14 protein-coding genes and 1 tRNA gene are annotated in these 12,301 nt (G+C 67.8%); 8 read left to right on the top strand and 7 right to left on the bottom strand.

The annotated features are described in order from the left end of the window. Positions 1-33 precede the first annotated feature (33 nt). From BMZ38_RS00670 to BMZ38_RS00655, 4 genes are all read right to left on the bottom strand, one after another. Entirely contained in the window at positions 34-636 is a 603-nt protein-coding gene (locus tag BMZ38_RS00670; RefSeq protein WP_091334269.1) for a GNAT family N-acetyltransferase, read from the bottom strand. A 299-nt stretch (positions 637-935) separates the two neighbouring features. Further along, on the bottom strand, positions 936-2,318 hold the full coding sequence (locus BMZ38_RS00665; RefSeq protein ID WP_091332941.1) for a PhoH family protein: 1,383 nt from the start codon (positions 2,316-2,318) through the stop codon (positions 936-938). A 124-nt stretch (positions 2,319-2,442) separates the two neighbouring features. Next, positions 2,443-2,901, bottom strand: coding sequence for a peroxiredoxin (locus tag BMZ38_RS00660; RefSeq protein WP_091332939.1), 459 nt, complete (start codon positions 2,899-2,901; stop codon positions 2,443-2,445). A gap of 137 nt (positions 2,902-3,038) precedes the next feature. After that, positions 3,039-3,617, bottom strand: a complete 579-nt coding sequence (locus BMZ38_RS00655; protein ID WP_425431845.1) for a glycine cleavage system transcriptional repressor — start codon at positions 3,615-3,617, stop codon at positions 3,039-3,041. 143 nt (positions 3,618-3,760) lie between these two features. Between BMZ38_RS00655 and dapA the strand changes: the two genes are divergently transcribed. Together dapA and BMZ38_RS00645 are read left to right on the top strand one after the other, a co-directional pair. Continuing rightward, a complete protein-coding gene (gene dapA / locus BMZ38_RS00650; protein ID WP_091332937.1) occupies positions 3,761-4,654 on the top strand; it encodes a 4-hydroxy-tetrahydrodipicolinate synthase in 894 nt (297 codons plus the stop codon). Between the two features lie 41 nt (positions 4,655-4,695). Beyond that, positions 4,696-5,274 (top strand): hypothetical protein, encoded by a 579-nt coding sequence (locus tag BMZ38_RS00645; protein WP_091332935.1) that lies wholly within the window; start codon positions 4,696-4,698, stop codon positions 5,272-5,274. Positions 5,275-5,508: 234 nt separating this feature from the next. Here the strand turns inward: BMZ38_RS00645 and fdxA are convergent, their stop codons facing one another. Further along, the gene (gene fdxA, locus BMZ38_RS00640) at positions 5,509-5,832 is read right to left on the bottom strand and encodes a ferredoxin FdxA (RefSeq protein WP_091332933.1); all 324 of its coding nucleotides are present in this window, start codon (positions 5,830-5,832) and stop codon (positions 5,509-5,511) included. A 185-nt stretch (positions 5,833-6,017) separates the two neighbouring features. Beyond that, positions 6,018-6,093: transfer RNA gene (locus BMZ38_RS00635), tRNA-Glu, on the bottom strand. Positions 6,094-6,271: 178 nt separating this feature from the next. Here BMZ38_RS00635 and pcnB point away from each other — a divergent pair. The 4 genes from pcnB (at position 6,272) to panC (ending at position 9,943) form a co-directional block, all read left to right on the top strand. Then, positions 6,272-7,612 carry a polynucleotide adenylyltransferase PcnB gene (gene pcnB / locus BMZ38_RS00630; RefSeq protein ID WP_091332931.1) on the top strand — a complete coding sequence of 447 codons (1,341 nt, stop codon included), beginning with the start codon at positions 6,272-6,274 and terminating at the stop codon, positions 7,610-7,612. Between the two features lie 14 nt (positions 7,613-7,626). Beyond that, entirely contained in the window at positions 7,627-8,109 is a 483-nt protein-coding gene (gene folK, locus BMZ38_RS00625) for a 2-amino-4-hydroxy-6-hydroxymethyldihydropteridine diphosphokinase (protein WP_091332930.1), read from the top strand. A gap of 135 nt (positions 8,110-8,244) precedes the next feature. Next, entirely contained in the window at positions 8,245-9,075 is an 831-nt protein-coding gene (panB, locus tag BMZ38_RS00620; RefSeq protein WP_091332928.1) for a 3-methyl-2-oxobutanoate hydroxymethyltransferase, read from the top strand. A 22-nt stretch (positions 9,076-9,097) separates the two neighbouring features. Then, on the top strand, positions 9,098-9,943 hold the full coding sequence (gene panC, locus BMZ38_RS00615; protein ID WP_091332926.1) for a pantoate--beta-alanine ligase: 846 nt from the start codon (positions 9,098-9,100) through the stop codon (positions 9,941-9,943). Positions 9,944-9,959: 16 nt separating this feature from the next. Here the strand turns inward: panC and BMZ38_RS00610 are convergent, their stop codons facing one another. Beyond that, positions 9,960-10,406, bottom strand: coding sequence for a DUF2147 domain-containing protein (locus BMZ38_RS00610; protein ID WP_091332925.1), 447 nt, complete (start codon positions 10,404-10,406; stop codon positions 9,960-9,962). 156 nt (positions 10,407-10,562) lie between these two features. Between BMZ38_RS00610 and apbC the strand changes: the two genes are divergently transcribed. Both apbC and BMZ38_RS00600 read left to right on the top strand, forming a co-directional pair. Further along, positions 10,563-11,657, top strand: a complete 1,095-nt coding sequence (gene apbC / locus BMZ38_RS00605) for an iron-sulfur cluster carrier protein ApbC (protein ID WP_091332923.1) — start codon at positions 10,563-10,565, stop codon at positions 11,655-11,657. After that, complete coding sequence (locus BMZ38_RS00600; RefSeq protein WP_091332921.1) at positions 11,654-12,196, top strand: NADPH-dependent FMN reductase; 543 nt, start codon at positions 11,654-11,656, stop codon at positions 12,194-12,196. Before apbC ends, BMZ38_RS00600 begins: the two co-directional genes overlap by 4 nt. Positions 12,197-12,301 lie beyond the last annotated feature (105 nt).

Below are 12,301 nucleotides of genomic sequence, written 5' to 3'. Positions count from 1 at the left end.
GGATCGGCCCTGCGTCAGGCCCGGATGACGCCGTCAGAGCCGCAGCGTAATCTGCGCCACGCCCGGCTCGTCCGGCACCATGCGCGAGCTGAAGCCCAACTCACTGCAAAGGGCCAGCATCGGGCGGTTTTCCACCAGCACGTAGCCCCACAGCTCGGCCAGGCCGCGCTCGCGGTAGGTGGCGACCAGGCGGCGCATCAGCTCCGCACCCAGGCCCAGGCGTGTCCACTCGCGCTCGACCAGCACCGAAAACTCGGCGCTGTCGGTCGCCTCGTCGATGAAGATGCGGCCCACCCCGCGCAGTTCCGCAGGCGCCACGTTGTCGTCGACCAGCACGAAGGCCGCTTCGGTGGACGGGTCGATGTGGCACAGGCGTCGTGCCATCGGCTCGGGCAGTTCGGTCAGCGTATGCATGAAGCGGCGGCGGATGTCCTCGGCCGGCAGGCGCGTGAAACAGCGGCGCAGTGCGGCGACGTCGCCTGGTTCGATCGAGCGCAGGTGCAGCACGCGGCCGTCGCGGGTGGTGACGGGATCGGCGGCAGCCGGCGCCGGTTCGGTGCGGGCGAACCGCTGGTTGCTGCGTGGGGGCAGCGGCGCGTTGCGGATGGGGCTGGCGAAGTCGATGGCGGGCTGGATGGTCATGTCCATACTCTAGCGTATTGTTTGCGCTGCAGCATGAATGCGCGGCGCGAAGAGAGCGCCGTTATGGGCCAAGCGGCGCGCAGCCGGCGTGAACAGGCAGGCGGGTGGCTGCGCGCACCTTGCGGCGGTGCGGCAGAAGAGGAGGCGATCTGGATCGTGCAGGGCGCACCCGCGTGCGATCCGGGAGCTTGCGTCCGGCGTTCCAAACGCGGGCCGCGCACTGGCACGCCCGTACTGTCTGGCACGCCCGTACTGTCGCGCTGCGGGCCCGGGCGGGCCCGCACGCGTCTTGCTCAGAGTGCTTCGGAGGCGAAGTCGGCCAGCCGCGAGCGCTCGCCGCGCCGGAGCGTGATGTGTGCGGAATGCTCCCAGCCCTTGAAGCGGTCGACAGCGTAGGTGAGGCCCGAGGTGGTCTCGGTGAGGTAGGGCGTGTCGATCTGCTCGACGTTGCCCAGGCAGACGATCTTGGTGCCGGGGCCGGCGCGGGTGATCAGCGTCTTCATCTGCTTGGGCGTGAGGTTCTGCGCCTCGTCGATAATCAGGTAGCGGCTGAGGAAGGTGCGCCCGCGCATGAAGTTGAGCGAGCGGATCTTGATGCGCGAGGCGAGCAGGTCGTTGGTGGCCTGGCGTCCCCACGAGCCGCCTTCCTCCGGATTGGCGAGCACCTCCAGGTTGTCGGTGAGCGCGCCCATCCACGGCGTCATCTTTTCTTCCTCGGTACCTGGCAGGAAACCGATGTCCTCGCCGACGGACACCGTGGCGCGGGTCATGATGATCTCGCGGTAACGCTGCTGGTCCATCACCTGGGCCAGGCCCGCGGCGAGCGCCAGCAAGGTCTTGCCGGTGCCGGCGGTGCCGAGCAGGGTGACGAAATCGACGTCCGGATCCATCAGCACGTTGAGCGCGAAATTCTGTTCGCGGTTACGCGCGGCGATGCCCCAGACGCTGTGATTGGGATGGCTGTGGTCGTCCAGCAGCACCAGCGTGGCGAGCTGCTCGTCGACATGCATCACGCGCAGCTCGACGCTGTTGTCGCCAGGCAGGAACAGGCACTGGTTGGGGTACCAGTCCTCCTCTTCGCGCCGGTCGAGCTTGTAGAAGGTGCGGCCACGCTCGGTCCAGGATTGCACTTCCGGGTGGCGCTCCCAGAAGTCCTCCGGCAGTTCCGCCGAGCCGGTATAGAGCAGCGCGAAATCGTCCAGCGCGCGGTCGTTCTCGTAGTCCTCCGCGTCGATGCCGTAGATCTTGGCCTTGATCCTGAGGTTGATGTCCTTGGTGACCAGGATCACCGACCGGTCGGGGTTCTGGTCGCGCAGCTCGATCACCGCCGCGAGGATCAGGTTGTCCGCCTTGCTGTGGCCATTGGCGGAGGTGCGTTGCTGGAAATACAGGCGACCCACCGCACCGCCGCGCTTGAGGTTGACGCCCTTGGGATTGGACAGTTCCAGTCCATTGCTGATGCCGTGGCCGTTGCCGCGCTCGATCAGTTCGTTGAGGAAGCGGCTGACCTGGCGGCCGTTGCGCGAGACTTCCGATCCACCCTTCTTCTTTTCGTCCAGTTCCTCCAGCACGGTCATCGGGATGAAGACGTCGTGTTCCTCGAAGCGGAACAGCGAGGTGGGGTCGTGCAGCAGCACGTTGGTGTCGAGCGCGTAGATACGCTTGCTTCCGGTCATGCGGAAGAGGCCTCGCTTTTGTCGGACCAAAGAAAAGCGGCCCGGACCATGAGGGTCGCAGGCCGCCGGAGAGCACGGCTGCGCGCCGTGCAAAGGGATGCATCGAAGATGCCGGAGGGCTTCACTAGGCGGGAATGGCGTCCAGTACGGCCTGGGCATGGCCGGCGACTTTTACGCCGCGCCATTCCTGTGCGAGATGACCCTTCGGGTCGATCAGGAAGGTGCTGCGCACGATTCCCAGGTGGGTCTTGCCATAGAGCACCTTCTCGTGGATCACGTCGAACGCCTTGCACCAGCTCTCGTCGGTGTCGGCGATCAGCGGGAAGGGCAGGGCCTGCTTGTCGGCGAAGTTGGCGTGCGAGGTGACCGAATCGCGCGAGACGCCAACGATTTCGGCGTTGCGCTTCTTGAAGTCGTCATAGAGGTCGCGGAAATCCTGCGCCTCGGTGGTGCATCCGGGGGTGGAGTCTTTCGGATAGAAGTAAACCACCACCCAGCGGCCCTGGAGTCCGGAAAGTTCCAGTTCGGTGTCGTCGCCGGTGGTGCCGATCAGGGGGGGAATCGGTTTGCCGATTGGGGGCATGGGGTCTCCGCGAGGTCATCGATGAATCGATTGGGGAAGCGCGCCGGCCTGGCGCTTCTTCGGCCCTCGGGGGGAAAGACTAGCGCGCTGCGCGCGGCGTGCAACAGGCTTGTCGAACGGCGTGCGACGCGCGATCCTCAGAACTTCACCGGATCCATGATCGCGTCGAGGTTGAGCCCGTCGCACAGCTCCAGGAAATCGTCGCGCAGCGTGGCCAGGTGGATCTGCGAGGGAATGCCGATGGTGATCTGCGCCTGGAACATCTGAGCGCCGGTCTGCATGGCCTGGTAGCGCATCGAGCTCAGCTGTTCCACACGGATGTCGTGGCGGCTGAAGAACTCCACCACCTTGACCAGGATCCCTGGGCGGTCGGCTGCCACCACTTCGACCAGGTAGGGGAGCAGCGTCCCGGTCTGTTCGCGCGGGCCGGTGCGGTAGTGCGACAGGCGCAGTTCCTCGTCGCGGCCGAGCTTGGCCAGCGCGGTTTCGAGCTTGGCGATGGCATCCCAGGCACCGGTGGCGAGCATCAGCAGCGAAGTGTCGTTGCCGATCGTCGAGACGCGTGCGTCGGACAGGCTGCAGCCTGCGTCGGCGATGCGCTTGGTCAGCGTGAGCAGCGGCGTGCGCGGCGCCGGGGTGAGCGTGTGGATCAACAGCTGGTTGTCGGTACCGGCGCGCGCAGAGGGACGATTCAAGGTGAGGCTACCTGTTGGGATCCCGCCAGGCGGGAACCTGATCAGCTTAGCTTAGGACGCAGCGGAAATCGTGGGCCCGACGAAGCCTGCCGCGCGGGCGTCCCTTCCACTGTGCACGGGCCGCCGGTAACATCTTCGGCTTGCCTTCAGGCCGGAATCGCGTCTTGGACATTCGTGGAAGCATCTGCGCGCTGGCGACGCCGTTTGCCGCCGATGGCTCGCTCGATCTGCCGGCGTTCGGGCGGCTGCTCGACTACCAGCTCGACGGCGGCACGCAGGCGGTGGTCGTCGCCGGGTCCACCGGCGAGGCGCACATGCTCGAGCATGACGAGTTCGAGCGGCTGCTCGCCTTTGCTGTGGAACGCGTGGCCGGCCGTGTACCGGTGGTCGCCGGTACCGGCGAAGCCGGCACTGCCCGCACCGTGGCGCAGACCCGCCGCGCTGCCACGCTGGGGGCCGACGCGGCGCTGGTCGTCGCGCCTTACTACGTGCGTCCCACCCAGGAAGGCCTGCGCCGGCATTTCCTGGATGTCGCCGAGCACGGCGGCTTGCCGGTGCTGCTTTACAACGTACCCACGCGCACTGCGTGCGACCTGTTGCCGGAGACGGTCGCGCAGCTTCGCGGCCACCCGGCGATCGTCGGTATCAAGGAAGCGGTGGCCACTGACGAGCGCATCCACGCGCTTGCGGAACTTGCGCGCCCGGATTTCGTCTACCTGTCCGGCGACGACGGTACGGCAGGCAAGGCCATGCTGGCCGGCGCGGCCGGGACCGTTTCGGTGGTGGCCAACCTGGTGCCGCAGGCGTTCCGCGCGTTGTGCGACGCGGCGGCGGCGGGCGACAGGGCGGCCGCCGTCGCCGCGCACGACCGGCTCGATCCGCTGGTGCAGGCGCTCAATTGCGCGCCCAACCCGATCGCGGTGAAGGCGATGCTGCCGGCGCTGGGGCTCGGTTCGGCCAAGCCACGGCTGCCGCTGGTCGAACTGGCCGACGGACCGGACCGCATCCGTCTGCACGAAGCGCTGGCTGCTCTGGCATCCTTGGTGGCCGTCGCCTGATCTTCCGGCTGCTGTTCGCCTCCTTTTTCGGAAAAACATTCATGAAGAAAACCTCGCTCGTCGTCGCCCTTCCAGCCCTGGTCCTGAGCGGCCTGCTGCTTTCCGGTTGCGGCATGCTCCGCTCGCACAAGGCCTGGGACACCGCGCGCCAGGAATCCCCGCTTGAAATTCCGCCGGGCCTGGATACGCCGACGGCAAGCGATGCGCTGGTGATCCCGCCGCCGGGCGCGAACAACCCGACTGCCGCGGGGGTCACCGCCGACGTTGGCGGCGCCGGCGGCACGATGGCCGATGGCTTCGTGCTGACGGACAGCGTCGACAACACCTATCGCCGTGTCGGCGAGGTGCTGGGCGACGTGGGTCAGGTGACCGGACACGACGATGCCGCGCACAGCTACACGGTGAACGTGATTGCCGCGCCGACCAAGAAGCGCGGCTTCTTCGGCCGCCTTTTCCATCGCAACGGCAAGGGTGACGCAGCCACCTCCGGCAAGGCCGCGCGCCAGGTGCAGGTGACTGTCACCGCCAGCGGCGACAACGCCAGCGAGGTGCGTGCGCAGGGCCAGGCCGCGGCGGTAGCCAAGGTCGTCGATACCTTGAAGGCGAAGCTCGGCGGCTGATGCCGGCCTGCCAGCTCGCAGCCAGACGCCGCCTTCGGGCGGCGTTTGTGTTTTTGGGCTTGCGGCGAGGCCCTTCGACTTCGGCGCTGCGCGCCTACGCTCAGGGCGAACGGATACCCTGAACCGTTTGCGTGAGCGTAGTCCGAAGGGCGAAGTCGAGACGCCGCCGCCAAGCCTGAATCCCGGAAAACAAAACGCCGCCCGATGGCGGCGTCGCAGAACCTGGCGGATCGCTCAGCGTTCCAGCAGCTTGAGCTTGTCCGGCTTGCCTTCCCACTCCTTGGCGTCCGGCAAGCCGTCCTTGCGTTCGGTGATCACCGGCCACTCCCGCGACAGCTCGGCATTGATCCCCACGTACTGCTCCTGCCCGGCAGGCACGTCGTCTTCCGGATAGATCGCATTGATCGGGCACTCCGGCTCGCACAGGGTGCAGTCGATGCACTCGTCCGGGTTGATCACCAGGAAGTTCGGGCCTTCGTGGAACGCGTCGACCGGGCAAACCTCGACGCAATCGGTGTACTTGCACTTGATGCAGTTGTCGGTAACGACAAAGGTCATGGACGCGGCTTTAGTCGGCTTGTAAAGGAGTGGGCCAGGCGGTTCGGAGAATACCAGCCAGGGCGCGGCTCTTGTGAAGAGTGCGGCCATGGATGGCCGCTTCTGATCTGGCCGATTGCGATCGCCGGCAGGCTCGTGGCCGGCCATCCAGACAGCGGCGATTCCGGACGAACCGCACGAATAAATGGCGCTCCCTACGAGGTTCGAACTCGTGTTCCCGCCTTGAGAGGGCGGTGTCCTAGGCCACTAGACGAAGGGAGCGCAGAGCTGCGAGGCGCGCTAGTATAGCGGAATTGTTTCGCCCGGCAATGCCTCGTGAAGACCCTTCACGCTGCCGTCCGGAACAGGCCGCCGGCTCCTCTGCCGAGCGGACGGACGCAGCGCGTTGCGCGGCGATTGTTGCATCGGCGCCCGACGCGCCGCCAAGGATCCAGACCGCTTGAACCCAGTACCAAAGACTTCCATCACGCCCGTGCCCGCGACCATCCCGCGCGAGCAGCATGTGATCTCCCGCAAGAACATCAGCAAGGCCGCATTGCGCGTGCTCTACCGCCTGCACGACGCCGGCTACGACGCGTTCCTGGTCGGCGGCGCCGTGCGCGATCTGCTGCTCGGCGGCCATCCGAAGGATTTCGACGTGGCCACCAACGCCACACCCGAGGACGTCAAGAGGCTGTTCCGCAACTGCCGGCTGATCGGCCGGCGCTTCCGCCTCGCGCACGTGGTGTTCGGGCCGGAGATCATCGAGGTCGCCACGTTCCGCGGTACCGGCGAAGAGGAAGGTGGCGAAGGCCGCCACATCGTCGACGGCCTGATCGTGCGCGACAACGTGTGGGGCACGATCGAGGAGGATGCGGTGCGTCGCGACTTCCGCGTCAACGCGCTGTACTACGACATCAGCGACTTCTCGGTGCGCGACTACGTCGGCGGCATGCAGGATCTTCAGAGCCGCGAACTGCACCTGATCGGCGACCCCGCCACGCGTTACCGCGAAGATCCGGTGCGCATGCTGCGCGCGGCACGGCTGGCGGCCAAGCTCGGTTTCACCATCGACCCGAAGGCGTCCGGTCCGTTCGAGGAGCTTGGCCCGCTGCTGGGCGACGCGGCGCCGGCGCGGTTGTTCGACGAGTCGCTCAAGATGTTCCTGGCCGGCAACGGCCTGAAGAGCTTCCGCATGCTCGAGCAATGCGGGCTGCTGAAATTCCTGTTTCCGGCCACGGCACGCGCACTGAAGCGCGGTGACGAGGCGTTGCGTTCGCTGATCGAGCAGGGCCTGGCCAACACCGATCAGCGCATCGCCGAGGGCAAGTCGGTGACGCCGGCATTCCTGTTCGCGGTGCTGCTGTGGGGCGAGGTGCGCGACCTGGCGCATGGCTGGATGGCCAAGGGCGTGGACGGCAACGAGGCCTGGGCACGCGCAGCCGCGCACGTGGTGGGCGAACAGTGCCAGCGCGTGGCGATCCCGCGCCGCTTTACGCTGACGATGGAAGAGATCTGGTCTTTGCAGCCGCGCTTCGAGCAGATCCAGCGCAAGCGGGTGTTCCGCCTGATGGCGCACCCGCGCTTCCGTGCGGCGTTCGATTTCCTGCTGCTGCGCGCGGCCGAGTCGCCGGCGATACGTGAGCTTGGCCAGTGGTGGGCGCACGCGCAGCAACTGCCCCAGGACGTGCTGGCAGCCGCGTTGCCGGCCAGTACGGGGTCGTCCATCGGCCTGACCACCGCCGTGGCCCCCCGCAAGCGTCGCCGGCGCAAGCCGTCGGGCAAGTCCGGATCGGCCTGAGACTTGTCCAGTCCATGACACGGGCCTTCGTCGCACTGGGCGGGAACCTGGGCGACACGCGTGCGTACCTGGACCGGGCGCTGGATGCCTTGGCCGCGCTGCCACGGACGCGCCTGGTGACGCGCTCGCGCTTCTACCACACGCCGCCGTGGGGCATGCGCGAGCAGCCGCCGTTCCTCAACGCGGCGGCGGAGCTGGAAACCTCCCTGGCTCCCCACGAGCTGCTCGACGCGTTGCTCTATATCGAGCGCGCAGCGGGCCGCGTGCGCGAGGGCGAGCGCTGGGGCCCGCGCACCCTGGACCTGGACCTGCTGCACATGGATGGGGTGGCGCTGCACGACGAACGCCTGACGCTGCCACACCCGCGCATTGGCGAGCGGGCCTTCGTGTTGCTGCCGCTGGCTGAACTGGCGCCGGAACTCGAGCTGCCTGGGCAGGGCAGGGTGGATGCGCTGTTGGCCGCGGTCGACGCCGCTGGTTGCAGCGTCGAATCGTAGAGGCTGGCTTGGCCCGGCGCGCCGCCGTCGCGCGAGAGCATGGGTGAGGCCCCGCTCTGTTGCCTCTTCGTGTAGCGCTTGGCCTGCGCGCCCGGCGGCCGGATAATCGCCTGCTCGCCTCCGCAAGGAACTGCCGTGTACGTCGACAACGCCAGCGTTCCCGCCCGCAAGCCGGTCACCGTGCCGGGCCTGCGCGCGATGAAAGCGCAAGGGCGCAAGATCGTGATGCTGACCGCCTACGACGCCAGCTTCGCCTGGCAGTTGGAGGCCGCTGGGGTGGACGTGGCGCTGGTCGGCGACTCGCTGGGCATGGTCGTGCAGGGCCATCGCAGTACCCTGCCGGTGACCCTGGACGAGATGGCCTACCACACGCGCGCAGTCGCGCGCGGGCTCAGCTCCACGCTGCTGATCGCCGACCTGCCGTTCATGGCCGACCGCGACGTGGCGCATACGCTGGAGGCCGCCGCGCGCCTGGTCGGCGAGGCGGGCGCGGCAGCAGTGAAGCTCGAAGGCGCCGCGCCGCACATCCTCGATGCCATTGCCACCCTCGGCGCGCGTGCCGTGCCGGTGTGTGCGCACCTGGGGCTCACGCCGCAGTCGGTGCACAAATTCGGCGGCTTCCGTATCCAGGGACGCGAGCGGGAGGCGGCCGATCGCGTGCTGTCCGACGCGCTTGCCGTGCAGTCCGCCGGTGCCGACCTGCTGGTGCTCGAAGGGGTTCCCAGCGCGCTGGGGGAACGGGTTACCCATGCGCTGGAGATTCCGGTGATTGGCATCGGCGCAGGCCCGCAATGCGATGGGCAGGTGCTCGTCGTCTACGACATGCTCGGCATCACGCCGGGCAAGCGGCCCAAGTTCAGCAAGGATTTCCTCGCCGGCCGCCATTCTGTCGGCGAGGCTATCGCCGCCTTCGCCGAGGACGTGCGCAGTGGCGCCTTCCCGGCGCCGGAACACTGTTTCGACTGATCCCTTTGCGGGAACCCAAGCCATGCAGACAGTGCAAGACGCCGCCGCTTTGCGCGCGACCATCCGCGGCTGGCGCATCCAGGGCCAGACGGTCGGCTTCGTGCCGACCATGGGCAACCTGCACGAGGGCCACCATTCGCTGATCAAGCTGGCGCGCGCGCGCGCCGACCGCGTGGTGGCGAGCGTGTTCGTCAACCCTACCCAGTTCGGCCCGGGCGAGGATTTCGAGCGCTATCCGCGCACGCTGGCGCAGGACCAGGCCGGGCTGGCAGAGATGGATTGCGACCTGCTGTTCGCACCGGACGTGGCCACCATCTATCCGTTAGGCGCCGGGCAGAGCGTGAGTGTGCGCGTGCCTGGCATCACCGACACGCTGGAAGGCGCGCACCGCCCCGGCCATTTCGATGGCGTGGCCACGGTGGTGTGCAAGTTGTTCAACCTGGTGCAGCCGGACGTGGCGGTGTTCGGCCAGAAGGACTTCCAGCAGCTGAAGGTGATCGAACGCATGGTGCGCGACCTGGCGCTGCCGCTGATGGTGGTCGGCGCGCCGACCCTGCGTGCGGCCGACGGGCTGGCCTTGAGCTCGCGCAACCAGTACCTGTCCGAGGCCGAACGTACGCTGGCGCCACAGATCCACCAGACGTTGCTGAAGATGCGTGAACTGCTTGAAAAGGGCCACGCGCGGAAGGTGATCGAACAGGTGGCCACCTCGACGCTGGAGCGCGGGGGCTTCCAGCCGGACTATGCGGTGATCCGTCGCGCCGAGGATCTGGCCGAGCCGGCAGACGACGAACGCGAGGGCCTGGTGGCATTGATCGCCGCGCGCCTGGGCGGCACGCGGCTGATCGACAACCTGGCGTTCGATTGAACTGCCCGCAGCAGCCCTACTCCTGCCGCTCCCACACCTGGCTGCGGCCGAGCAGCGCGAAGCCGATGTAGCCGTGCACGTCGAGTTTCTGTCCGCCCTCGAGCATGCTCAGCTTGACCTTGTAGGTCTTGCCGTTGTGCGGGTCGAGGATCTTGCCGCCGTCCCACACGTCGCCGTCGCGGGTCACGCCCCACATGATCGTCATGCCTTCGACCGGCTTGTCCTTGCGCTCGCCGTCGCACTTGCGGCAGAGCGGATGGGGACCTTCGTCCGACTGCAGCACCTTGAGCACCTTGGCCTGCAGTTCGCCGTTCTGCTCGGTGATCTGCACGATGGACTTGGGTTTGCCGGTGGTATCGTCGATGGTCTTCCAGGTGCCGACCGGCGTGTCATTGGCGGCGTAGGCGGCGGCGCTGCCGAGCAGCAGGCCGGTGAACAGCGCCAGGCGGAACAGTGGCTTCATGGTTGTCCTCCCGTACGAAAGCGTACGGAGGTGAGCCTGACGAGCGGCCACGGGGCCGTCAAGCTGCGTTGCGCAACGCTTCGCGGCTGACCTGCATCAGGCGGGGAAGGTGTCGAGGCTGGCATAATTGGCGACCCACGAACGAAGTGCTTTCCCATGAGCGAAGTGAACGAGGCGCACGTGCGCCGGCTGCTCGGCGGCCTGATCGACCCACATACCGGCGCGCCCGTCGCCGAAGCCGTGCGCGCGGTGGGCGTCGATGGCGCGAAAGTGTCGGTGGACATCCAGCTGGGTTATCCGGCGGCTTCGGTGACCGGCGAGCTGGCTTTGCGCGTGCGCCAGGCACTCGAGGCCGATCCGGCGGTCGATGCGGCCAGCGTGTCCGTCGCCAGCCGCATCCAGCCGCACAAGGTGCAGGGCGTGCTGGCGCCGCTGCCCAACGTGAAGAACATCATCGTGGTCGCCTCCGGCAAGGGCGGCGTGGGCAAGTCGACGGTGTCGGCCAACCTGGCGCTGGCACTGCAGGCGGAGGGTGCGCGCGTCGGCGTGCTGGACGCGGACATCTACGGCCCCAGCCAGCCGCGCATGCTGGGCATCGAGGGCAAGCCGCAATCGCCCGACGGCAAGAGCATCATCCCGATGCAGGCGCATGGCCTGCAGGCCATGTCGATCGGTTTCCTGGTCGACCCGGAGACGCCGATGATCTGGCGGGGCCCGATGGTTACCCAGGCGATGATGCAGCTGCTCAACGACACCCGCTGGGACATGCTCGACTACCTGGTGGTCGACCTGCCGCCAGGCACCGGCGACATTCAGCTCACGCTCTCGCAGAAGGTGCCGGTCGCCGGCGCGGTGATCGTCACCACGCCGCAGGACATCGCGCTGCTCGATGCAATCAAGGCGCTGAAGATGTTCGAGAAGGTCGAGGTGCCGGTGCTCGGCCTGGTCGAGAACATGTCTACCCACGTGTGCTCGAACTGCGGCCACGAGGAGCACGTGTTCGGTGCCGGCGGCGGCGCACGCATGGCAGAGAAGTATGCGGTGCCGTACCTGGGCTCGCTGCCGCTGGACATCCGCATCCGCGAGCAGGCAGACAGCGGTACGCCCACCGTCGCTGCCGTGCCCGACTCCGACCTTGCCGCGCGATACCGCGAAATCGCGCGCAACGCCGCCGGACGCCTGTCGCGCCAGCCGCGCAACAAGTCGCTGGGGCTGGGCAAGATCGTGGTGCAGAACGCACCTTCGGCATGAGCGCTTTCCGCAAGCGGGTGCTGTGCCTTTCCGGCAGCCTGCGCCAGCGTTCGGCCAACACCGCGGCCCTGCAGGCGGCGCAGGCGCTTGCTCCTGTCGGGCTCGAACTGGTGCTCTACGACGGCCTCGGCGATCTGCCGCCGTTCAACCCGGACGTCGAGGCGGCGGCGCTGCCACCGCCGGTGCTCTTCCTGCGTGAACAGGTGGGGCAGGCCGACGCGCTGCTGATGGCCTGCCCGGAATACGCCCATGGCGTGCCGGGCGTCTTCAAGAACCTGCTGGACTGGCTGGTCGGAAGCCTGGAGTTTCCGGGCAAGCCGGTGGCATGGCTCAACGCCTCCGGCCGCGGCTCGCATCACGCGCAGGACGCGCTGGTGGAAATACTGCAGACGATGTCCGCGCGCGTGCTGGGCGGGGCGTCGGGCACCGTGGCGCTGCCGGGCGCCGGCAGCAGCCGTGGGGAGGTGCTGGCCAGCGCCGAGCGCTGCGCCGAACTGCGCGCGTTGCTGACCGCGCTGGAGCACGCGCTCCGCGCGTAGTGGCTGCAGCCACCTTGCAGGCGACCATCTTTGTTGGCTCAAGCCCACCCCGGTTGCGCACACCCGGTGGCCACGGCTGGCGCCGTCACCGCCGGACCGTGTATT

This window comes from Frateuria terrea, assembly GCF_900115705.1.
In the GTDB taxonomy this organism is placed as follows: Bacteria; Pseudomonadota; Gammaproteobacteria; order Xanthomonadales; family Rhodanobacteraceae; genus Frateuria_A; species Frateuria_A terrea.
This window is presented reverse-complemented; position numbering and strand designations above follow the sequence as displayed.